At 74.7% G+C, this 21,260-nt stretch carries 17 protein-coding genes; 4 read left to right on the top strand and 13 right to left on the bottom strand.

Annotated features, from left to right (window positions below; all coding sequences use genetic code 11):
- The first annotated feature begins 3 nt into the window (after positions 1-3).
- Together ACFWEE_RS20085 and ACFWEE_RS20080 are read left to right on the top strand one after the other, a co-directional pair.
- Positions 4-426 (top strand): acyl-CoA thioesterase, encoded by a 423-nt coding sequence (locus ACFWEE_RS20085; RefSeq protein ID WP_386890795.1) that lies wholly within the window; start codon positions 4-6, stop codon positions 424-426.
- Positions 423-1,142, top strand: a complete 720-nt coding sequence (locus tag ACFWEE_RS20080) for a hypothetical protein (RefSeq protein ID WP_386890794.1) — start codon at positions 423-425, stop codon at positions 1,140-1,142. Before ACFWEE_RS20085 ends, ACFWEE_RS20080 begins: the two co-directional genes overlap by 4 nt.
- An 83-nt stretch (positions 1,143-1,225) precedes the next feature.
- Here ACFWEE_RS20080 and ACFWEE_RS20075 read toward each other — a convergent pair whose 3' ends face one another.
- Both ACFWEE_RS20075 and ACFWEE_RS20070 read right to left on the bottom strand, forming a co-directional pair.
- Positions 1,226-1,630 carry a globin gene (locus tag ACFWEE_RS20075; RefSeq protein ID WP_327175860.1) on the bottom strand — a complete coding sequence of 135 codons (405 nt, stop codon included), beginning with the start codon at positions 1,628-1,630 and terminating at the stop codon, positions 1,226-1,228.
- 40 nt (positions 1,631-1,670) lie between these two features.
- On the bottom strand, positions 1,671-3,098 hold the full coding sequence (locus tag ACFWEE_RS20070) for an MFS transporter (RefSeq protein WP_386890793.1): 1,428 nt from the start codon (positions 3,096-3,098) through the stop codon (positions 1,671-1,673).
- A gap of 240 nt (positions 3,099-3,338) precedes the next feature.
- Here ACFWEE_RS20070 and ACFWEE_RS20065 point away from each other — a divergent pair, with 240 nt between their 5' ends.
- Both ACFWEE_RS20065 and ACFWEE_RS20060 read left to right on the top strand, forming a co-directional pair.
- Positions 3,339-4,235 (top strand): LysR family transcriptional regulator, encoded by an 897-nt coding sequence (locus tag ACFWEE_RS20065; RefSeq protein WP_386890791.1) that lies wholly within the window; start codon positions 3,339-3,341, stop codon positions 4,233-4,235.
- A gap of 58 nt (positions 4,236-4,293) precedes the next feature.
- Positions 4,294-5,283, top strand: a complete 990-nt coding sequence (locus tag ACFWEE_RS20060) for a methyltransferase domain-containing protein (RefSeq protein WP_386890790.1) — start codon at positions 4,294-4,296, stop codon at positions 5,281-5,283.
- 37 nt (positions 5,284-5,320) lie between these two features.
- Here the strand turns inward: ACFWEE_RS20060 and ACFWEE_RS20055 are convergent, their stop codons facing one another.
- The 11 genes from ACFWEE_RS20055 to ACFWEE_RS20005 form a co-directional block, all read right to left on the bottom strand.
- Complete coding sequence (locus ACFWEE_RS20055) at positions 5,321-6,901, bottom strand: FHA domain-containing protein (protein ID WP_386890789.1); 1,581 nt, start codon at positions 6,899-6,901, stop codon at positions 5,321-5,323.
- Positions 6,902-7,039: 138 nt separating this feature from the next.
- Positions 7,040-8,377: a VWA domain-containing protein gene (locus ACFWEE_RS20050; RefSeq protein ID WP_386890787.1), complete on the bottom strand. Its 1,338-nt coding sequence runs from the start codon at positions 8,375-8,377 to the stop codon at positions 7,040-7,042.
- 119 nt (positions 8,378-8,496) lie between these two features.
- Positions 8,497-10,092 carry a PP2C family serine/threonine-protein phosphatase gene (locus tag ACFWEE_RS20045; RefSeq protein WP_386890786.1) on the bottom strand — a complete coding sequence of 532 codons (1,596 nt, stop codon included), beginning with the start codon at positions 10,090-10,092 and terminating at the stop codon, positions 8,497-8,499.
- A 2-nt stretch (positions 10,093-10,094) separates the two neighbouring features.
- Positions 10,095-13,052: a tetratricopeptide repeat protein gene (locus tag ACFWEE_RS20040; RefSeq protein WP_386890785.1), complete on the bottom strand. Its 2,958-nt coding sequence runs from the start codon at positions 13,050-13,052 to the stop codon at positions 10,095-10,097.
- Positions 13,049-14,398 (bottom strand): hypothetical protein, encoded by a 1,350-nt coding sequence (locus ACFWEE_RS20035; RefSeq protein WP_386890783.1) that lies wholly within the window; start codon positions 14,396-14,398, stop codon positions 13,049-13,051. The genes ACFWEE_RS20040 and ACFWEE_RS20035 overlap by 4 nt, the downstream gene beginning before the upstream one ends.
- Positions 14,399-14,443: 45 nt before the next feature.
- Positions 14,444-15,469: a glutamate ABC transporter substrate-binding protein gene (locus ACFWEE_RS20030; protein ID WP_386890782.1), complete on the bottom strand. Its 1,026-nt coding sequence runs from the start codon at positions 15,467-15,469 to the stop codon at positions 14,444-14,446.
- 56 nt (positions 15,470-15,525) lie between these two features.
- Positions 15,526-16,905: a hypothetical protein gene (locus tag ACFWEE_RS20025; RefSeq protein WP_386890780.1), complete on the bottom strand. Its 1,380-nt coding sequence runs from the start codon at positions 16,903-16,905 to the stop codon at positions 15,526-15,528.
- Between the two features lie 270 nt (positions 16,906-17,175).
- On the bottom strand, positions 17,176-18,150 hold the full coding sequence (locus tag ACFWEE_RS20020; RefSeq protein ID WP_386890778.1) for an N-acetylglucosamine kinase: 975 nt from the start codon (positions 18,148-18,150) through the stop codon (positions 17,176-17,178).
- Positions 18,141-19,406 (bottom strand): 6-phospho-beta-glucosidase, encoded by a 1,266-nt coding sequence (locus ACFWEE_RS20015; protein WP_386890777.1) that lies wholly within the window; start codon positions 19,404-19,406, stop codon positions 18,141-18,143. Before ACFWEE_RS20015 ends, ACFWEE_RS20020 begins: the two co-directional genes overlap by 10 nt.
- A 1-nt stretch (position 19,407) precedes the next feature.
- On the bottom strand, positions 19,408-20,313 hold the full coding sequence (locus tag ACFWEE_RS20010; protein ID WP_386890776.1) for a carbohydrate ABC transporter permease: 906 nt from the start codon (positions 20,311-20,313) through the stop codon (positions 19,408-19,410).
- Positions 20,314-20,316: 3 nt separating this feature from the next.
- Positions 20,317-21,258, bottom strand: a complete 942-nt coding sequence (locus ACFWEE_RS20005; protein WP_386890775.1) for a carbohydrate ABC transporter permease — start codon at positions 21,256-21,258, stop codon at positions 20,317-20,319.
- Between the last annotated feature and the right edge of the window lie 2 nt (positions 21,259-21,260).

Here is a 21,260-nt window from a genome sequence, read left to right as displayed (position 1 = left end):
ACCATGGCCCGTCACCTCTACCCCTGCCCGCTGCGCTGGTCGGACATGGACGCCTTCGGCCACGTCAACAACGTGGTCTTCCTCCGCTACCTGGAGGAGGCGCGCATCGACTTCATGTTCCGGCTGGCGCCCGGGGACGGTTCGCCGTCCTTCGCGGGCGGTTCCGTCGTGGCCCGCCACGAGATCGACTACCTCCGGCCGCTGGTCCATCGCCACGCACCGGTCACCGTCGAGTCCTGGGTCACCAAGCTCGGCGCGGCGTCCCTGACGATCGCGTACGAGATCAAGGACGCGGATCTGGTGTACGTGCGGGCCTCCACGGTCGTCGTGCCCTACAACCTGCTGGAAGGGCGGCCCCGGCGGATCACCGCCGAGGAGAAGCTCTTCCTCCAGGAGTACATGGAGCAGGAGCCCGCCGCGGCATGACCATGCCCGTGCACTCCGTGCTCTTCGCCGACGCGAGGGAGGCGGCGGACCTCGCCGCCTTCCTCGGTCGGCTGCTCCACTACGACCGCGCCGCCGCCGTCCGCCTCCAGGCGGCCGGCGGGGCGCTGGCCGTGTTCGGGCGCCCGCCGTCGTTCGACGTGCTGGCGATCCGTACCGCGCGCCTGGCCGGAACCGGGAGCCCCGAGACCTTCGGGACCTTCGACGTCACGGTGTCGGCGGGGGAGTTCCTGGAAACCCTCGACCCCGAAGGCCCAGGCGACGACGACGGCGGCGCGGGCGTCCTGCCCGCCCCCGTCACCGGACCGCCCTGGACCGGACTGCTGCCGCCGCGCGGCCCCTGGCGCGAGATACCGGGCCTGCCTGGCCCGCAGGACCTGCGGACCGCGCTGACCACGGCCGTCGGAGAGTTCCGTGCCCGCGACGAGGCGCTGCCCGAGGAGCGCCGTACCCGCGCCGAACGCGAACTGATCGGCCGCGAGATCTGGTCCCGGCAGGTCGGCGGGACACCGCTCCCGCTGCGCGCCGTGCACGCCGCCCAGTCGCTCGGCTTCCTCCGTCCCCAGCCGGACTTCCCGGTCAGCCTGCTGTCCGCGGGTTCCTGGCTGCGGCTGCGGACCCCGTACGGCTCCGTCGCGCTGCGCGCCGAGGGCAGCCGCGGGCTCGGGGCGCTCCAGGTGTCGGTCGGCCGACGCTGAGAACGACGCGCCGAAACCGGCGCGCCGGGACTCCCGTGTGACGACCCCCTGCCCGCCGGTCCGCCCGCCGTCGGCGGGGTGGCTCAGTCGGCCGTGTTCACCATCGAGGCCGCCGCGTACGTGAGGTAGGACCACAGCTGCTGCTCGTGCTCGGGGGCGAGGTCCAACTCGTCCAGGGCCACCCGCATGTTGGCGAGCCAGGCGTCGTGCGCCGCCCGGTCCACCCGGAACGGCTGGTGCCGCATCCGCAGCCGGGGGTGGCCGCGGTGGTCGCTGTACGTCCGGGGGCCGCCCCAGTACTGCATCAGGAAGAGCGCGAACCGCTCCTCGGCCGGACCCAGGTCCTCCTCCGGGTACATCGGCCGCAGCAGCGGGTCCTGGGCCACTCCCTCGTAGAAGCGGTGCACCAGGCGCCGGAAAGTCGCCTCGCCGCCGACCTGCTCGTAGAAGGTCTGCTCCTGAAGCGTGTCGCGCGGGTTCTCTGTCACGTCTCCATGGTCGCAGACGCACCGGCCCAGGTCCGGGGTCCTAGGACCCCTGGGACCCGCGGCCCCGTGCCGCCCTCGGACCCGCGCCGGGGCGGGCCCACGCGAAGACGAGCCCGGCGAGCCCGCAGACCCCGGCCGACAGCAGCAGCGACCAGCCGGTGTGCCCGGCCGCGACGGCGCCCATGAGGGCGACGCCGAGGGTGGCGCCGACCTGGCGGACCGCGTTGAGCAGGCCCCCGGCCGCGCCCGCGGTGCCCTCCGGGGCGGCGCCGACCACCGCCGCGGCGAGGGCGGGCAGCACGAAGGAGATCCCGAAGCCGGTGAGCAGCAGCCCCGGCGCGAGCAGGAGGAAGCTGCCCCCGGCGAAGGCCGGACCGGCGAGTGCCGCACCACCGGCGGTCAGCAGGGACAGACCGGTCAGGACGGGGAGCCGGGGGCCCTTGCGCGCCACGATCCGGCCGGTCAGCGGCGGGTTCGCCGCGAAGGGGACCGTCAGCGGCAGGAAGACGAGCCCGGTCTCCAGCGGGCTCAGGTGCCACTGCCGCTGGAGGAGCAGGGGGAGTACGAAGAGCGCGCCGGCCAGCGCGAAGCCGACGGCCGCGGCGGCCAGCAGACCGGCCCGCACCCGGGCGGACCGCAGCAGGTCCCGGTTCAGGACCGGTGACCGGCTTCCCCGTTCGCGTACGAGGAACGCGAGCGCCGCGAGGAGGAACCCCGCCGACGACCACACCGCGTGGCCCACGTCCCGCGCCCCGGCGGCGATCAGCGCGTCCGTGAGCAGCGCCAGTGCCACCGCGGCGGCGGCCTGGGCGGGCCAGTCGATGGGGCGGTCACCGCGCGGGCAGGCCACCGAGCGGGTCCGGGTGAGGGCCAGCGCCACCAGCCCGACGGGCACGTTGGCCCAGAACACCGCACGCCACCCCGCCGCCCCGACCAGGGCGCCCCCGGCGAGCGGACCGGCCGCGACGGCCGCGCCGCTGACCGCGGCCCACACCGAGATCGCGCGCGCCCGGGCGGCCGGCTCCGGGTAGAGCCGGCCGATCATCGCCAGGGAGGCCGGTACGCACGCCGCCGCCGCGGCGCCGGAGAGCGCCCGGAGGAGAAGCAGTGCGGTCAGGCCCGGGGCGACCGAGCTGAGCAGCGAGGCGAGGACGAACACCGTGACACCGCACCGGAAGAGCCGGTCAGCCCCGAACCGGTCGGCCGCGGCCCCCGCCGACAGCAGCAGGGCCGCGAAGGCCACGGTGTAACCGGTGACCGCCCACTGGAGTCCGGCCGTCGACGTGCCCAGGGAGGAGGCCAGATCGGGTTCGGCGACCGAGAGCACCGTGGTGTCCAGGAGGACCATGAAGTAGCCCAGCGAAATGCCCGTCAGCGCACGGGCCCGCCGTGCCTTCGCGCTCGTCGTGGTTTTCGGGGCCTTCGGGGCTGAGTAGCCCGTGGACGCGGGTGGTTCGACGACAGCCATGGCGGGACGGCCTCCAGGATCTGAGGGGTCTGAGGGGTCTGGGGGGTCTGAGGGAGTTGAGGGGCTGAGGGAGCTGAGTGAGTCGGGGAGCCCGGCCGGGAAGCCGGAGCGCGTACGGGGGCGTCCGGGCGAACTCGGGGGCAGGCAGCCCACCTTGGCCGTCGCGGCGGGCGGGCTCCACCGGCCTCTCCGCACGGAGCGTTCGGAATCTCCGAAGCCTCCGACGCGTTCTCCTCTGCCATGGAGCTACGCCAACTCAGGGTCTTCGCCGCCGTCTTCGACCACCGGACCGTGACCGCGGCAGCTGTCGCGCTCGGCCTCGCTCCCTCGTCGGTCTCGGAGCAGGTCCGCTCCCTCGAATCGGCTCTCGGGGTGTCCCTCTTCGACCGGGGGCCCCGGGGGATGGAGCCGACGGCCGCCGGACAGCGGCTGCGGGGCTGGGCGCGTTCCCTGCTCGACACGGCCGAGCAGGCCGTCCGCGACGTCCGGGCCGAGCGCCGGAGGCTGCGGCTCGGCGCGCTGGAGACGCTGGCCGGCTCCCACGTCCCGCTGGTCCTCGCCCGGCTGGCCGAGCGGCGGCCCGGGACCGACGTCGAGGTGCACGCCGACGGCAGCCGTCAGGCGCTCTTCGCCGACGTCGTCGCGGGGCGGCTCGACGCGGCGCTGCTGCTGGACTCCGGCGAAAAGCTCGGCGGCCTCGGCTTTCCGCCACCGGCCGAACCGCTGGCGTTCGTCGACCTCGACCCGGTCCCGCTCGCCCTGGTCGCCGCGCCGGCCCACGCGCTGGCCGGCCGGAGCGCGCTGGTCCCCGCCGACCTCGGCCGCGAGCGGCTCCTGGTCAACGTCCCGGAGTGCTCGTTCCGGATGGCCGGTGACCAGATCCTCGGCACCGGCCCCGAGCGGGTCCGGGCCGGTGGGGTCACGGTGATGCGCGCCTGGGCCGAGCACGGCCTCGGCATCGCACTGCTGCCGCACTTCGCGGTCGCCGACAGCCTCCGGGCGGGCACCCTGGTCCGGCTCGGACTCCCCCTGCCCGACCTCAGCCTGCGCCTCGTCTGGCGCGAGGACCGCGAGGCCCTGCCCGGCCTGCGGGACATCCTGTACGCCGTGGCCCACGCCACCCACCCGACCCCCTGACGCCCCCGGCGGGCCGCCGCCGCTCGCCCGCGGGGCCCCGCCGCAGGAGAGTGGAGACATGGGTGGACCAGAGCGCGCGGCGCGCGATCCGTTCGAGACCGAGGGGGCGGCGGTCCGGCAGGCGATGGTGCGGCTCATCGTGGCCGGCGGCGGACTGCGCGACCCCGCCTGGCGCGCGGCCTTCGAGGACGTGCCCCGCCACCTGTTCGTGCCGTACTACTACGAGGGCGGGCTCCTCGGCCACGTACGCCTCTGGTGCGAGGACGCCGACCCCGTGCGCCGCGAGCAGTGGCTCCGCGGGGCGTACGCGGACGGCCCGCTGGCCACCCGGATGAAGGACGGCGAACTCGTCTCCTCCAGCAGCCAGCCCTCCCTGATGGCGCTCATGCTCGACGCGCTGGACGTGCGCGACGGCCAGAGCGTGCTGGAGATCGGCGCGGGCACCGGATACAACGCCGCGCTGCTCGCCCACCGGCTCGGCGACAGGGCGATCACCACCGTCGACCTCGACCCGGAGATCACCGAGTCCGCCCGACGCCACCTCGCCGCCGCCGGGTACCGCCCCACCGTCGTCACCGGCGACGGGGCGCGCGGCTGCCCGGGGCGGAGCCCGTACGACAGGATCATCGCGACCTGCACCCTGCCGCTGATCCCGGAGGGCTGGCTCGACCAGTGCGCCCCCGGCGCGCGCATCCTGGCTCCGTTCGCCACCGGGCTGATCTCGCTCCGGGTACGGCAGACGGCGGGCGGGCGACGGGCCGAGGGGCACTTCCTGCACACCCCGGCGTTCTTCGTACCGCTGCGCGGCACTCCGGAGCGGTACGGCGGTCCGGCCCGGCGCATGACCGGGAACGACCTCTACGCGTTCCTGCTCGCCCTGGCGGGCGGCTCGCTCGGCGCGGACGAGGCGATGAACCTCTGGGAGGGCGAGGGGCGCCCCGGCCGGGAACGCTTCGGCCTCACCGTCGACCGGGGCCGGCAGTGGGCCTGGCTGGACGACCCGGAGGGCCCGTACACATGGCCCCTCACCGGTCACGAGGAGCGGTGAGGGGCCATGGCTTCCTCCGGCGAGGCGCGCGGCGGGGTCAGCCCCGGCGGACCGTGATCGTCGTCCACGCGCCGACGTGCACCTGGTCGCCGTCCTGGAGCGGGACCGGCACGTAGGGCTGGATCGGGTCCTCGGCGCCGTTCAGCGTGGTGCCGTTGGTGGAGTTCTGGTCCACCACCGCCCAGCCGCCGTCCGGTTGCTTCACCAGGACCGCGTGCTGGTGCGAGACGCCCGGGTCCTCCGGCGGCACCGCCAGGTCGATGTCGGGCGACTCGCCGGTGGAATGGCGGCGGCGTCCGATGGTGACCTGGCTGCCCGCGAGTTCGAGGTGCTGCTCGGGGGAGTACGCGGGCAGGTTCAGCCCGGTCGCCTCCGGGCCGCTGCGCTGCATCATCGCCAGGAAGTAGTCGCGGTCCGGTGCGATCACCGCGGTCCAGATGGTGGGCCGCGGCGGCTCCTGCCCGCCGGGACCCGCCTGGCCGCCCGGCGCGCCGGGACCCGCCTGGGCGCCTTGCCCGCCCGGACCCGCCTGTGCGCCGGGGAAGCCGCCCTGACCGGGGAACGGCGGCGGGAAGGCCCCCTGGGGGCTCTGCTGCTGGAAGGCGTGCGGCGGCTGCTGGTGCGGCGCGGGGGCGTGCGGCGCCTGGGCACCCGCCTGCGCCCCTGCCGGGCCCTGCGAGGGCGGCGGCAGCATCCAGTCGTCGGCCTCGGGCGCGGACGGACCGAGTACGGGCGGCGCGCTCTGCTGGAACGACGACGGCGGACCCTGCTGGAACCCGGCCGGCGGACCCTGCCGGCCGGCCTGCTGACCACCCTGCTGCGGTCCCGGCCCACCCGGCTGGTTCTGCGGTCCCGGCTGGTTCTGCTGTCCCGGCTGGTTCTGCTGTCCCTGCGGGAAGGACGGCTGCCCGGAGTGGCCGGGGAACTGCTGCTGCCCGCCCTGCGGGAACGGCGGCCGGCCGCCCGGCTGTCCGCCCGGCTGCCCGCCCGGCTGTCCGGGTCCGCCCTGCTGGAAGGCCGGAGGCGGCGGTCCCTGCTGGAAGGAGGAGGGCGGCGGCCCCTGCTGGAAGCCGCTCGGGGGCGCCTGCCGGCCGTCGCGGTCCGGTACGAGCGGCTCCGCCGGGCGGTTCAGCTGCGAGGGGCGCGAGCCCTGGTACTCGAAGGGGTCGCGCTGCTGCGGAGGCTGCGAGCCCTGGGACTGCGGGCCCGAGGACTGCGGGCCCTGGGGCTGCGGGCCCTGGGGTGCCTGCCGGGGGCCGGGCTGCGCCTGGAAGCCGGGCGGCAGGTTGAGACCGGGCACGGGGCCGCCACCGGCGCCGGGCTGCGGAGCCAGCGGGGTGTACGAGGTGGCCGTGTTGGTGAGGAAGTTCCACCGGCACTCCTCGCAGAACGGCGCCCCGGGCTCACGCGGGGTGCGGCACTGCGGGCAGAGTTCGACGCCCGCGGTCGGCTGACCGCCGGGACCGGGGCCCTGCGGATAGCCGTACCCGGGCGCGGGCGGCGGCGGAGGGGGAGGCGGGGGCACGGCACCGGGCGGACGGGCTCCGGCCATGCGGTGTCCGCAGACCTCGCACCAGTCCTCGGAACCCGACTGGTGTCCGTTCGGGCAGGTCGGCATGTCGGCGCTTCCCCCTCTCCTCGTCCGGCCCAGGGGGCCGTCATGCTCGTCGATCGCCGTGCGCGCGGCGGGGCGGAGGGTCCGCCCTCGGCCGTGCGGACGACTCTGTCGCTCGGCTTCGTCTGTGTCGTTCTCTTGCTACTTCTTGACGCGAACGGTCTTGGTGGAGCGCGTTTCGAGTGTCATCTCGTCCGCTTCCGCGACCTTCGCTTTCAGTCGCACAGTACCTGTCGCAGCGTCGACCACGTCGACCACCTTCGAAAGCAGCTTCGCGGTGTCCTCGTTGCCGGAGACCGCCGCGAGCTGCACCGCGCGCCCCAGTTTCGCGGTCGCCCCGTTCAGGTCCCCGGCCTTGCGGGCGTCGAGTCCCTGCTGGATCACCCGGGCCAGCTCGGCCTGGCCCGTATAGTGCGCGACCTGCGGATTCATCGCCGTGGACGCCACCAGGTCGTCGGTCCACACCGCCCGTACGAGCCCCTGCCCGAGCGGTTGTGGAGCGCCCCCGCCCGGGGGAGCGGGGAGGATCAGGGAGACCCGCGCCGCCAGCATCTCCTGGCCGATCCGGGCCTGGGGAACCCTGACGCACACGTGATAATCGCGGGATTCGTCACCCCAGGAACCCGTCGGATAGTCCCCGGCGCGCGGCCCCGCCTCCGTCCGGCGCCCGGTCAGGTCCGCGACCGACGGAGCGACCTGCTTCACGAAGAGGATCTCGGTGTCCACCGGCGTCCAGAGCCGCAGCGCCACGTCCGCGACCTCCTTGCCCATGGCGTTCTCCATCATCCGCGTGAAGTCCGCCGCCAGCCCGGCCGGGTCGGCGACGATGTCGGCGGTGCCCAGCAGGGCGGAGGCGACGCCCGTGACCTCCTTCACCTCCCAGTCGGTGCCGACGCCCCGGGCGTCACAGGTGAAGCGGCCCGCGCAGGCGTCCAGGGCCGCCCGCAGATCCTCCGGCGCCTCGTGCTCGTTGCGCCCGTCGGTCAGCAGGATGCCGTGCCGCAGATCCGCCCCCGCGGTGGTGAGCAGCCGGTCGGCGAGGCGCAGCCAGGTGCCGATCGCCGTGCCGCCGCCCGCGCTCAGTCCGCGCAGCGCGTCCTTGGCCTGCGCCTTCGTCAGGCGGTCCGCCGTGGCGAGCCCCCCGTTGCCCGGGTAGACGTCCCTCGCCACGTGCGTCCCGGCCACCACCGCGAACCGGGTGCCGTCGCGCAGGGTGTCGATGGCCGCCGCGGTGGCGTCCCGGGCGTTGCGCAGCTTCGTCGGCGGATGGTCCATCGACCCGGAGCAGTCGACCATCAGCACGACCGCCATGTTCGACGCGGACGTGTTCCCGGCGAGCGGCACCCCACCCGTCGTGCCGCCTCCCGTGGAGGTGACCGTGACGATCGCGTTGACCTCGCGGCCCCCCTCGGGGAGGTAGCTGTTCTGGTACACGTCGACGGAGAACCGCGGCGCTCGCGACTTGGAGAAGTTGGCCATGGAGCGGCTCCTCGATGCCTCACCGGAGGGACGGGTACGGGCGTGCGGTGGACGGTCGGCGACCGGGCGGGGAAGCGGTGGCGAGCGGTGGGCGACAGCCGGGAGCGGCCCGGAATCCGTCAGCCGGAGTGTGCCCCGGCGGGCGGCACGGTGAACGGCAGCAGCGCCACCGTCACGTTGTCGTGGCCCCCGCCGTCGAGCGCGTGCCCCACCAGCACCCGGGCGCCGTGCAGGGGGCGTTCGCCCGCGTCCCGGGGCACGGCGGCGGCCATCTCCTCGGCGGACTCCGCGTAGTTCCAGAGCCCGTCGGTGCAGACCACCACCGTGCCCGGCCGGTCGGGCTTGAACGCCGCGGTGTGCGGGTCGAGTTCGTAGGCGTCGGCGCCGAGCCAGCCGGTGATCGCGTGGGCCCGCTCGTCCGCGTACGCCTGCTCCTCGTTCATCAGGCCCGCCGCCACCATCTGCGCGGCCCAGGAGTCGTCCTCGGTGAGCCGGGCCGGCTGCTGGGTGCGGTCGGCCGGAACCCAGTAGACGCGGCTGTCGCCGACCCAGCCGACGATCAGCAGACCGGCGGCCACGACCGCGCCGACCAGGGTGCAGGCCGGGGCGTTCTGGTGGCGGTGCGGATCGTGCTCGGCCGCGCCCTCCTGCTCCCCGGCCAGCGCGTTGACCGCCCGGGAGGCCGCGACGATCGCGTCGTGCATCGCCTGCTGCGGGTGTGTACCGCGCGGCAGCGACTCCAGGAGGGACGCGTCGGCGGCCTGTGCGGCGGCGGCGGACGCCTCGTCGGGCCGGTGCGCGGAGGACACCCCGTCGCAGACGATCGCGACGACGGCAGGGGAACCGTCCGGCAGCGCCGTCGTCGACACGGCGAAGGAGTCCTCGTTGCGGTGGTGGCGCAGACCGCGGTCGCTGACCGCCGCCACCGCGCCGAGCTCCCGTTCCATGTGGTCGCGTTCGCGCGGCTGGGCGTGGCCGCAGGTCTCGCAGTACCCGTCGGTGTCCACCCGGCCCGCCCGGCAGGCGACGCAGAGCCCGGTGCCGCCCGGGGCGCTCGTACCGGCCGCGGGCGTCGCGGCGGACCCGGGCGCACGCGGGTCGGTGGCGGGCACGCCCGCCGCGGCGCCCGCACCCGGCGGAACGGACCCCGGAACGGACCCCGGTGCCGATTCCGGAACGGGCCCCGGTACGGCCCCCGGTGCCGCCAGCTCGAAGTCCCCCGAGCCGTGGCCGGGTTCGGGGGAGCCGGGGTCGGGGCGCTGTCCCGGTACCGCCCGGTCGTCGTGGCGCACGGCGGGCGGCGCCACCGGCGCGGCGGGTGCGGAGGGTGGAGCCGCCGCACCGGCGTACAGCGGGTGCCCCGCGGAGTCCAGGCCCGGCAGATCGGCCGGACGGTGGACGGGCGCGGGCCGGTCCGAGGTGTCGGTCTCGGACGCGGGCGGCCACTGGACCGGAGCGGGAGCCGCCCCAGCCGCCCCGGGAGCCGGCTGAGGCGGCTGTACGGGCGGTACGGGCGGGGCCGGTGGCGTCGGTGGTGCCGCCGGTGGGGGCGGAGGCGGGGTGGTGATCGCCATCGTCGGCCGGTCGCCCGGCCGTTCGGGCACGGCCGACAGGTCGTAGCCGCAGGCGCCGCAGAACAGGTCTGCCGGCTCCAGCGGTTCCGCGCAGCTGGGGCACGTCGGCAGAGCAGCCGCCTGCTGGTGGATCTGTGACATCTTCACACCCACGTCCGGGGGCGGAAACGGTTGGCCCGTTCCACCAGTTCGATCCTCTCGTCGCCCTGCTGAGCCAGCCTGGCGAGCATCCGATAAGCGCGTTCCAGCCCGAACCGGAGCCCCCGCTCGTCCAGTTCGCTGCCGAGCAGCTTCCGCGCGCCCGGCCCGAAGGGCGCGGGCCCCGCGGCCGGACGGGCGGGTCCTGTGGAGAGTACCCAGTCCAGCGCCGTCCCCAGCACCTCCGTCGAGAGGCGTTCGCGGCGCACCGCGTCCAGCCCCAGCCCGGCCAGCGCCGTGATCTGGTCCGAGGCGGCGGCCAGGTCGTCCGCCAGCGGCTCCGCCGGGTCGCGTCCGCGCAGCCGCGCGCGGACCGAGGCGACCCGGGCGGCCGTGAAGTGGATCGACGCGGCGGGCACCGACTCCAGCGTCCGTACGGCACCCGTACGGTCCCCGGCGGCGAAGCGCACCCGGGCCAGTCCGAACGCGGCGCTGACGAAGCTCGGATCGGTGGTCCAGACGAGGTGGTAGTAGTCGGCGGCGTTGTCCAACTGCCCCAGCACCTCGGCGCAGACGCCGAGCGCCAGCTTGGGTGCAGGTTCGCCCGGGAACGCGTCGTACACCGCGTCGAAGGAGAGCGCCGCGCGCTCGCGGTCACCGGTCACCAGGGAGACGACCCCCCGGTACCAGACCACCCGCCAGTCGTCCGGGTGCCGGGCCTCCAGCTCGCCCAGCACATGACCGGCCGCCGCGTACTCCGCCAGCTCCAGCAGGGCGCGCAGCTCGCGCAGCCTGGTCTCCGGGGAGGGGGCGGGTACGGTGCGCAGCGCACCGATCAGCTCCTGCGGGGCCGCCGCCATCACCCCCGCGAGGAAACCGGCGTTGGGGTCGCTCGCGTCGACGCGCGGCACCGGCAGGGCGAGCGCGGTGGCACCGGCGTCGACACCGCCGAGCCACCGCGCGGTCCCGGACGGTGCCGGACCCGCCCCGGACGGCGGGACCGCGACGGCCGCCGCCGGGTGGGCGTACGCCGGAGCCGCCGGCTGCGACGGCACGTACGGGGACGCCCCGCCGGCCGGCGGACGGCCGCCCGCCGACCCGCTCGCGTGGGTGGGCGGGGCCGCGAGGGCCGCCGCCGAGGGCTGGTACCCGCCCGGCGGGGTGTACGGGGACGGCTGGGCGTGCTCCGGAGCCCCCGTGTACCCGGAGGGCCGGCCGTACTCCGGAGCCCCCGTGTACCCGGACGGCTGGGCGTATCCGGACGGCGCCGCGTACCCTGTACGGGCCGGGGGGACGGCGCCGTACGGCCCCGGACCCGCCGGCAGCGCCGCCGCCACCGCCGGAGCCACCGCGCCCGGAGCCACCGCGCCCGGAGCCACCGCGCCCGGGGCCACCGCGCCCGCCTCGGCCCCCGCGGCGGACTTCCCGCGTCGCCTCGGGCGTCCCGCCCGTCCCCCCGCCCGCGCGCCACGGCCGCCGAGGCGGGAGACGTCGCCGGTCAGCTCGGCGAACAACTCCGTGTCCGTCACCCGTAGTTCAGGGCCGAACAGGGTGGACAGGGCCGGGCGCGGGCGGCCCGACTGGAGCGAGACGACCTCCCGCAGCACCCCCGTCAGCTGCTCGGCCATCTCCTCCGCCGAGGCGAAACGCCGCGCCGGGTCGGGGTCGGTGGCGCGGACCAGCAGCCGGTAGAAGGACTCGTACGTCCGGAAGACGTCGATGTTCTCCGGGTCCGGCAGCGAGTCCACGAAGACGTTGGTGTAGCCCTGGAAGTCGAAGGTGAGCACCGCGAGGGTCCGCGCCACCGTGTACAGGTCGGAGGCGACCGACGGGCCGACCTCCCCGACCTCGGGGGCCTGGTACCCCACCGTGCCGTAGATCGCCGACTCCTGGTCGTCCATCCGGCGCACGGCGCCCATGTCGATCAGCTTGAGCTGGTTCTCCGTCTGGATCGCGTTGTCGACCTTGAAGTCGCAGTAGAGGAGGTTGCGGCTGTGCAGATGGCCGAGCGCCTCCAGCGCCTCGATCCCGTACGCGCACGCCTGCTCGACCGGCAGCGGATCGCGCCTCCCGGACGGGGTGCGGCGGTCGTTGGCGATCTCCTTGAGGGCCTTGCCGCCGACGTACTCCATCACGATGTAGCCGTCCAGCGAACCCGTCCGCTGGTCGAGGTGTTCGACGAAGTTGTAGATCCGCACGATGTTGGAGTGCTCGATCTCCGCGAGGAAGCGGCGCTCCGAGATGGCCGCCGCCATGGCGTCCTGGTCGCCGGTGTCCAGCAGGCCCTTGAGGACCACCCAGCGGTCCGAGACGGCCCGGTCCACCGCGAGGTACACCCAGCCGAGCCCGCCGTGCGCGAGGCAGCCCGCCACCTCGTACTGGCCGTGCACCACGTCGCCGCCGCGCAGCTTCGGCACGAAGGAGTACGGGTGCCCGCACTTGGTGCAGAACCCCTCGGTGCGGCCCGGCCGGTCGCCGCGTGCCCGGCCCACCGGCGCCCCGCAGTCCGAGCGAGAGCAGAACCGCTTCCGCTCGGGGACCTCGGGGTTCGCCATCACGGCCGCGCGCGGATCGGGGCGCGGCACGTCCGGCACCTGCACCAGGCCCGCGCCCAGCCGCCCCCGGCCGGAGGAGCCGCCCGAGGCGCCGGAGGCCCGTACCGACACCGACGGCACCGTCCCCGCCCCGCCGGACAACCCCCGCGAGAGGCGGCCCGAGACGGACCGCCGCGAGGTCGACGAACGCGAGGAGGCCCGGCCCGAGGCGCGCGAACCCGCCGGTGACGAAGCCGAGTTGGCGCCGCGCACGGCGAGGGCGCCGCCCGCGATGCCGGTGGGCGGCGAGGCGACCATGCCGTTCGGGGAGACGACGGGGGCCAGACCGCAGGTGTCGCAGTACAGCTCGCCCTCGCCCATGTCCTCGTAGGAGCCCTCGCACGTGGGGCGCTGGCACCGGGTACTCATCGTGTCTCCCCCTCGTCGCGGGGCCGGACGTCCTCGGGCGAGGACGTCCGGCCCGGCGCCATCATCTCGGTGGCCGCGTGCTGGTAGCGCAGCACCGCCTGCCCGGCGACGCGCAGATCGCAGGGCGCGCTCCACAGCATCCGGCGGGCCGCGTCGTACCGCTCGATCAGCAGCGGGTCCTCCGCGAGCCCGTGCCGCGCCACCTTCGCGCGGTACGCGTCGAGCCTGCCCCGCAACTCCGCCCGCACGGCGAGCGGCGCGGTGACCGAGGTCAGCGACTCGCGGGCGCGCAGCAGCTCCTCCTCGGCCTCCCGCTCCAACTGCTCCAGGAGCGGCGGGAGCCGGTGCCAGCGGGCGTGCCTGCGGTGCTCGGAGGCGGCGGCCAGCCGCTCCTGGAGCGCGGTCGGCGGGCCGCTGACGGCGGGTACCTCCGAGGCGGCGATCTTCGCCAGCACCTCGACCCGGGCGACCCGCGCCTCGGCCAGCGTGCGGTCCGCGCGCGACAGCACGTCCCGCAGCCGTGCGAGCCGGTGTTCGGCGTCCTGCCGGACGGCGAGGACCGCCTCGATCTCCCGGCGTACCTCCTCCAGCGCGCGGGCCGCCCGGTCGTACCGCGTGGTGTCCGCGCGACCGCCGCCCGGCGCCGTGCTGCCGGAGCCCGGAAGCCAGAACGCCAGCGGGTCGGCGATGACCTGCGCCCGCAGTCCTGCCAGCTCCTGGGTGATCGACTCCAGGTCGTCGCCGGACGGGTGCTCGCCCGGCCGGACCCCCACGGAGTGGGCCAGCGAACGGGTGCGGTGGAGTTCGGCGGCGAGCAGGTCGATCCGGGCGGGCAGCGCCGACCAGACCGAGTCCGAGGCCACCACCATGTCCAGGGAGCGCGCGTAGAGCGTGTTCATCCGGGCCACCAGCTCCTCCAGCGAGAAGCGGGTCGCCAGCCGGGCCGGTCCGGTGACCGAGGGATCGGGCGCCACCGCTCCGTGCGCCACGGTGATCTCCCGGCCCCGGAGCAGCCCGGTGAGGGTCTCCAGGTCGTCCCGGTTGGGGTGCCGCCTGCGGGCGCGCACCGCGCGCGCCTCACCGAGCGCGCCGGCGTACGCGTCGAAGTACTGCCAGAGCAGAGTGATCGAATGCTCGGTGGTGGCCCAGCGCTCCTTGGTCACCCCGGACAGGTCGGCACCCTCCAGGAGGCGCCGGCCCGCGTGGTCCTGCAGGGCGAGGAGCGAGGTCTCGATCGCCTCGTGCTCCGCGCCGAGCCGGGCCAGCGCACGGTCCGCCTCGTCCCGGTCCATGACCGGTCCCGGGGGCCTTGCCGCGTAGCCGGGGAAGGGTCCCGCGACGCCCATCGCTCACCTCTCCGCTCTCCCCGACGGCCCGTGGGCCCGCCGGGATCAGTTGCTCCGGTACGTGGGCGCCGGGGGCGCCGTGATGCCGGGCAGTCCGGCCTCCAGCCAGGTGCGGTACGAGCGCATCCACGGGCTGTCCGCACCGCCGCCGCGGTAGTCCGCCAGCACCTGGTTGACCCGGGCCACCAGGTCGTCGGAGCCGAGCTTGGCGGCGACGCCGTAGTACTCCGTCGTGAACGGGCCGCCCTTGAGCTCCACCGTCGGGTCCTGGGCCACCTGTCCCGCCGCCAGCGCGTTGTCCGTCACCACGGCGTCCACCTCGCCGAGCTGGAGGCGCACCAGGCAGTCGAGCTGGCTGGGGACGGTCAGCCGGTCCTCGTCCGCGGCGGTGCCGTCGTGCGCGTCCTCGAAGACCGCGCCGTACGACTGCTTCTTGAGGGCCTCGTACGCGGTGGAGCCCTCGGCGGTGCAGACCCGCTTCCCGCGCAGCGAGGCGTTGTAGCCGGTGATGTCCGAGGCCACCGGGGCGAGGACCTGCTGGCCCGCCCGGAAGTAGGCGGTGGAGAACGCGACCTGCTTCAGCCGGGCGCAGTTGATCGTCATGGTCCGCACCACCACGTCGACCCGGCCGCTCTCCAGCGCGGCGATCCGCTGGCTGGTCGGGATGGCCCGGAAGACCACCTTGGAGGAGTCGCCGAGGATGTCCCGGGCGATGGCCCGGACCAGGTCGATGTCGAAGCCCTCCAGCTTCCCGGTCGCCGGATTGCGGTACCCCCAGCGGTAGCTGTTCTGGTCCACCCCGGCGATGAGCTTGCCGCGCTCCTTGATCCGCCGGACGCCCGGGCCGTCGTTCCGGGAGGGCGGCAGGCTCGCCTCGGGCCTGTCGCAGGTGTCGGCGCGCACCTGGGCGGCCCGCGCTGTCCCCGGGCCGGTGTCGCCGCCGGGGGAGCCGGCGGTGTCGTGCGTCAGCGGCGGCAGGGCGAACAGGGCGGTGAGCACGCAGGCCACCGCCATGGCCGCCACCCCGCCCCAGCCGCGCAGCCTGCCCCCGCCGGTCCGGGTCCGTGCCATCGTTCCCCCTCCCACCGCTCCTGCCCCCGCCGGCTCTCCCGCCGGTCCGACCGCGTTCACCGGTACTCCCCGAGTCTCCGGCCGGTCCCGGCGAGCGCGGCGACCGCTCCCAGCACCGCCAGGACGCCCGCCCCGACCGCCAGCCCGTCCAGGGCGCCCCGGCCCTTCCCGGCTGCCGCGTCGAACTGCCTCTGCTCGTGGGCCAGGGCCGTCTCCAGGGCGGCGTCCACCTTCGAGAAGCACTCGCCGGTGGAGCCCTTCGCCCCGATGACCAGGGCGAGCGCACCCTCGTAGTCGCCGCCGTCGTCGGTCTCCCGGGCGTCGGCGTGGCGCTTCTGCCACTCCGTCACGCTCTTGGTGGCCGTCTTCACCGGGGTGCTCCCGAGGTCGTCGTCGGCCAGCGCGCCCGCCTTGCCCAGCTCGGTGCGGAGCGCGTCCATGTCCGCGGTGTAGTCGGTCTGGTACTGGTCGGCGGAGCCGTCCGCGGTGAGCACCGCGCCCCGGGCGACCAGGGTGAGGTTCTCGTTGGCGCGGGCCTTGAGGGAGGCGATCCGCGCGCCGTTCAGCACGTCCAGCGAGGCCTGGCCGTCCGCCATCGCGTGGTGCAGCTCGGTCCTGGCCAGGGCCTGCCCGGCGGCGAGCCAGACCAGCGCGGCGGCGGTCGCGGCCGTCGCGGCGAGCAGCCCGCGGCTGAAGACCCGGTTGGTCCGGCGGTAGTCGCGCCGCTGGGCCCAGGCCAGCACGGCCAGGGCCACGATCCCGGCGGCGAGGGCGACGAGCGGCCACTGCCGGGCGTCGCGCTGGTCGGCGTCGAGCCGGCCGGTCTCCGCCGTGTACAACCGCTCGGCGGCGGGGAGGAGTTCGCCGCTCATCTTCTGGTTGGCGTACCGGAGGTAGGCGCCGCCCAGCGGCAGTCCGAGGCGGTTGTTGGCGCGGGCCCGCTCGACCAGGCCGGTGTAGACCGGCAGGAGTTCGTTCATCGTGCGGATCTCGCGGCCCGAGGAGGTGGTGGCCGAGGTGTTCGCCGCCGCCTTCACCAGCAGCCGGGACGCGTTCAGGATGTCCTTCTCGTACTGGGCGCGGATGTTCTCCGGTTCCTCGGTGCCCGCGAGGAACCCGCTCGCCGCCATGGTGTCCGCGTCGGCGAGCGAGCGGTAGACGGCCGCCGCGTCCGCGCTCAGCGGCTGGCTGCGGCTCACCACGTCGTCCGCGGCGGCGGCCCGCCCGGAGACCTCCACGGCGGTCACCGCCCCGAACGCCACGACGAGCAGGGCGAGTACGGCTCCGACGAGCCGCAGCCGCCCCGGCTCCGTCGTCGCCGCGTCGCGCAGCCGCCCCGCCAGCGCGGATGCCGCCCCGCGCCGCTGGGCGGGCACGCCGGAGACCGGCGCCGCTCCGTGCTGTCGCGGCGGGCCCCCGATCGGCGGGTGTGTCACTCGGCTTCCCCCTCGGTCACTGACGGCGCCGTTGCCCCCGGCCGGTCGGGGGAGTGGCGCCCGGGCTGAAGTATGGCCGCAGCGACGGGCATCCACCAGGAATACCCGGATCTCGCGCCGGACTTGGACCTTCACGGCCATGACCGGACCGCCCCCGCTGTGAACACGATCGGCGCAGGTGATCGGTTCCCGCGCGCCGGGGCCGTCCCGGGCGGCGGAGCCGGGGAGCCGAGGGTCCGGCACCGGGCGGTGGTCTCCCCGGCGCGCCCCTCAGGCGTACCGCGCGCGCAGCCTGGCGTGCGCTTCGGGCGCCGCCCCCGTGTGGTCCAGGCCCAGCAACCCGGCCCCCAGGACGGGTGGTTGGGCCACCACGCGGATCTCGGCCCGAGGTGCGCGGGCCGCCAGCAGCGAGGCGATCCGGCGGTCCAGGTCCGGGTGGCGCGCGGCGAGCACGCTCCCGCCGAGAATCACCGGAACGTGCTCCTTCAGAAGGCCGAGCCGGTCCAGCGCCACCGAGGCCATCACGACGACCTCCTCGGCGAGCCGGTCCACCACCGCGCGCGCCACCGGGTCCCCCGCCGCGCCCGTCGCGAAGAGCACCGGGGTCAGCTCGTGACGGCGCTCGTACGGGATGTGCTCCCGGTGCAGCGCCTCGATCAGCTCGTACATCGAACCCAGCCCGAAGTGCGCCGGGAGCTCCCGGGCCAGCTCGGTCGGCGCGCCCCGGCCGTCCTCGGCGCGGGCGGCGAACCAGAGCGCCTCCTCGGCGAGCCCCGAACCGCCGCCCCAGTCGCCGGACATCCGGCCGATGGCGGGGAACCGGGCGGTACGGCCGTCCGGGAGCATGCCCACGCAGTTGATCCCGGCGCCGCAGACCACCGCGACGCCCCGGGGCTCGTCCACCCCGGCGCGCAGTACGGCGAAGGTGTCGTTGCGGACCTCGACGGTGCTGCCCCAGCCGCGTGCGAGCAGCGCGTCCGCCAGCTCCTCCTCCTCGACGGGGAGGTCGGCGTTGGCGAGGCAGGCGGAGACGTGCGCGACCGGGGCGGCCTGCTCGCCGGCCGAGGCGAACGCCCCCGCCACGGCGGCGGCGAGCACGTCCAGCGCGGCGGGGATGCCGACCACGGGCGGCTGGAAACCGCCGCCCCGGCCCGTGCCGAGCACCGTGCCGTCCCCGCCGATCAGTGCCACGTCGGTCTTGCTGTTCCCCGCGTCGATGGCGAGGACCGAAGCGTTCAGGCCCACGCGAGGTGCTCCCGGTTGTGCGCGATCAGCCGGTCCGTGAGGCCCTCGGCGTACTCGAACTGCCCGACCAGCGGGTGGGCGAGCAGCGCCTTGAAGACGCGGTCCCGGCCACCGTGCAGGGCGGCCTTCAGCGCCAGGTCCTCGTACGCGGTGACCTGGGCGATCAGCCCGGCGTACAGCGGGTCCAGCGCGGGGACGGCGAGCGGGACGGCGCCCGAGCCGTCGACCCGGGCCTGCGTCTCGATCACCGCGTCGTCGGGGAGGAACGGCAGGGTGCCGTTGTTGAGGGTGTTGACCACCTGGACGGTGGCGGCGCCCCCGCCGAGCAGCGAGGAGGCCAGGTCGACCGCGGCCTCCGAGTAGAAGGCGCCGCCGCGCTTGGCGAGCAGCGCGGGCTTCTCGTCCAGCTTCGGGTCGCCGTACATCGCGAGGAGTTCCTTCTCCATCGCGGCGACCTCGGCGGCCCGGGACGGCTTGGTGCCGAGCTCCCGGACGACCTCGTCGTGCGCGTAGAAGTACCGCAGGTAGTACGAGGGGACGACGCCGAGCCGGTCCACGATCTCGCGCGGCAGGTGCAGGTCGGCGGCGATGGACGCGCCGTGCTCGGCCAGCAGCCGCGGCAGTACGTTCTCGCCGTCCGGGCCCCCGAGGCGCACCCCCAGCTCCCAGGAGAGGTGGTTCAGCCCGACGTGGTCGAGGTGCACCTCGGCGGGGGAGACGTCGAGCATCGCCGCGAACTTCCGCTGGAAGCCGATCGCCACGTTGCAGAGGCCGACGGCCTTGTGGCCGGCCTGGAGGAGCGCCCGGGTGACGATGCCCACCGGGTTGGTGAAGTCGATGATCCAGGCGTCCGGGTTGGTGCGGCGGACCCGCTCGGCGATGTCCAGCACGACCGGCACGGTGCGCAGCGCCTTGGCGAGGCCGCCCGCGCCGGTGGTCTCCTGGCCGACGCAGCCGCACTCCAGCGGCCAGGTCTCGTCTTGGTCGCGCGCGGCCTGTCCGCCGACGCGCAGCTGGAGCAGGACCGCGTCGGCGCCCTCGACCCCCGCGTCGAGGTCGGAGGTGGTGGTGATGGTGCCGGGGTGGCCCTGCTTGGCGAAGATCCGCCGGGCGAGGCCGCCCACGAGGTCGAGACGGTCGGCCGCCGGGTCGACGAGGACGAGCTCCTCGATCGGCAGGGTGTCCCTCAGACGGGCGAACCCGTCGATCAGTTCGGGGGTGTAGGTGGACCCGCCACCCACTACTGCGAGCTTCATTTCAGCCCTTCACTCCGGTCAGTGTGACGCCCTCGACGAATGCCTTCTGGGCGAAGAAGAAGACGGCGATCACGGGGGCCATGACCAGAACGGTCGCGGCCATGGTCAGGTTCCAGTCGGTGTGGTGCGCGCCCTTGAAGGACTCCAGGCCGTAACTGAGCGTCCAGGCGGCCGGGTTCTCGGAGGCGTAGATCTGCGGCCCGAAGTAGTCGTTCCAGGCGGCGAAGAACTGGAACAGCGCGATGGCGGCGATGCCCGGCTTCGCCATCGGCAGCACCACCCTGAGCAGGGTGCGCAGTTCGCCGCAGCCGTCGATCCGCGCCGCGTCCAGGTACTCGTCCGGGATGGTCAGCAGGAACTGGCGCAGCAGGAAGATGGAGAAGGCGTCGCCGAAGGCCATCGGGATGATCAGCGGCCAGAGCGTGCCGGAGAGGTCCACCTGTTTGGCCCAGAACAGGTACATCGGGATGATCACGACCTGCGGCGGCAGCATCATCATCGAGATGACCAGCATCAGCGACAGCTTGCGGCCCGTGAAGCGGAACTTCGCGAGCGCGTAGGCGACGGGCACCGAGGAGACCACGGTCAGCACGGTGCCGGCCCCGGCGTAGAGCAGGGTGTTGCGCCACCAGGTGAGGAAGCCGGGGGTGTCGAAGACCCGCCGGTAGTTCTCCCACTCCCAGGTGTCGGGGGTGAGGTCGCGGGTCAGCGCCTGCTGGTCGCTCATGAGCGAGGTCAGCACGACGAAGACCAGCGGGAGGACGAAGAAGAGCGCGGCGGCGACGCCGAGCGCGTGCACCGCGATCCACTGGAGCAACGCCGTGCGGCGGGCGGTGCGTTCGGCGGCCGTGCGTGCGCCGCGGGCGGACCCGGCCGTGGTGCCGGGCGTGTCGAGCAGCTGGGTCATGGGTCAGTCACCGGCCTGGACGAGGTTGTTGCGGCCCCGCATCAGCAGCGCGGTGAAGGCCATGGCCAGGGCGAACAGGACCAGGGCGACGACGCAGGCGGAGCCGTAGTCGAAGCGCTGGAAGCCGAGGTTGTAGACGAGCTGGGGGAGGGTCAGGGTCGACTTGTCGGGGTAGCCGGGCTCGAAGGACTGTCCTGAGCCGCCGATCACGCCGGAGGCCACCTTCCCCGCCACCAGGGGCTGTGTGTAGTACTGCATCGCCTGGATGACCCCGGTGACCACGGCGAACATCACGATCGGCGAGATGTTCGGCAGGGTCACGAAGCGGAACCGCTGCCAGGCGGAGGCACCGTCGAGCTCGGCCGCCTCGTACTGCTCGACGGGTACGTCCAGCAGCGCCGCCATGAAGATCACCATCAGGTCGCCGATGCCCCAGACCGCGAGCATGGTCAGCGCCGGCTTCGACCAGGTCGCGTCGTTGAACCAGCCGGGCGTCGGCAGCCCGAGGTCGCCGAGGACCGAGTTGACCGGCCCGGTCCCCGGGTTGAGCAGGAAGACGAAGGCGAGGGTCGCGGCCACCGGGGGCGCGAGGTAGGGCAGGTAGAAGAGGGTGCGGAAGAGCCCGGTGGCGGTCTTGATCCGGGTGATCAGCAGCCCGACGCCGAGGCCGAACACCACCCGGCAGGTGACCATGACGACCACCAGCCAGAGGGTGTTCCGCAGCGACGGCCAGAACATCGGATAGTCGGTGAAGACGTACGTCCAGTTCGTCAGCCCGTCGAAGACCGGCGCCCCGAACCCGTCGTACTTCGTGAAGGAGAAGTAGACGGTCGAGATCATCGGGTACGCGAAGAAGAAGCAGAAGCCGATCAGCCAGGGCGACAGGAACGCCACCGTGCGCAGCGCCGACCTGCGGCGCTTGGAGCGGAGTGTGTACGTGGTCATCG

Source organism: Streptomyces sp. NPDC060184 (genome assembly GCF_042728795.1).
Classification (GTDB): domain Bacteria; phylum Actinomycetota; class Actinomycetes; order Streptomycetales; family Streptomycetaceae; genus Streptomyces.
Note: the sequence above shows the minus strand (reverse complement) of the source record. Positions and strands in the feature narration are given on the sequence as shown.

What these genes read in the sequence shown, in the direction of transcription:
- ACFWEE_RS20070 (WP_386890793.1), bottom strand. Translation starts at nt 3,098, where the DNA reads ATGGCTGTCGTCGAACCACCCGCGTCCACGGGCTACTCAGCCCCGAAG.
- ACFWEE_RS20060 (WP_386890790.1), top strand. Translation starts at nt 4,294, where the DNA reads ATGGGTGGACCAGAGCGCGCGGCGCGCGATCCGTTCGAGACCGAGGGG.
- ACFWEE_RS20050 (WP_386890787.1), bottom strand. Translation starts at nt 8,377, where the DNA reads ATGGCCAACTTCTCCAAGTCGCGAGCGCCGCGGTTCTCCGTCGACGTG.
- ACFWEE_RS20015 (WP_386890777.1), bottom strand. Translation starts at nt 19,406, where the DNA reads ATGAAGCTCGCAGTAGTGGGTGGCGGGTCCACCTACACCCCCGAACTG.
- ACFWEE_RS20030 (WP_386890782.1), bottom strand. Translation starts at nt 15,469, where the DNA reads ATGGCACGGACCCGGACCGGCGGGGGCAGGCTGCGCGGCTGGGGCGGG.
- ACFWEE_RS20005 (WP_386890775.1), bottom strand. Translation starts at nt 21,258, where the DNA reads ATGACCACGTACACACTCCGCTCCAAGCGCCGCAGGTCGGCGCTGCGC.
- ACFWEE_RS20010 (WP_386890776.1), bottom strand. Translation starts at nt 20,313, where the DNA reads ATGACCCAGCTGCTCGACACGCCCGGCACCACGGCCGGGTCCGCCCGC.
- ACFWEE_RS20080 (WP_386890794.1), top strand. Translation starts at nt 423, where the DNA reads ATGACCATGCCCGTGCACTCCGTGCTCTTCGCCGACGCGAGGGAGGCG.
- ACFWEE_RS20035 (WP_386890783.1), bottom strand. Translation starts at nt 14,398, where the DNA reads ATGGGCGTCGCGGGACCCTTCCCCGGCTACGCGGCAAGGCCCCCGGGA.
- ACFWEE_RS20085 (WP_386890795.1), top strand. Translation starts at nt 4, where the DNA reads ATGGCCCGTCACCTCTACCCCTGCCCGCTGCGCTGGTCGGACATGGAC.
- ACFWEE_RS20065 (WP_386890791.1), top strand. Translation starts at nt 3,339, where the DNA reads ATGGAGCTACGCCAACTCAGGGTCTTCGCCGCCGTCTTCGACCACCGG.
- ACFWEE_RS20045 (WP_386890786.1), bottom strand. Translation starts at nt 10,092, where the DNA reads ATGTCACAGATCCACCAGCAGGCGGCTGCTCTGCCGACGTGCCCCAGC.
- ACFWEE_RS20040 (WP_386890785.1), bottom strand. Translation starts at nt 13,052, where the DNA reads ATGAGTACCCGGTGCCAGCGCCCCACGTGCGAGGGCTCCTACGAGGAC.
- ACFWEE_RS20055 (WP_386890789.1), bottom strand. Translation starts at nt 6,901, where the DNA reads ATGCCGACCTGCCCGAACGGACACCAGTCGGGTTCCGAGGACTGGTGC.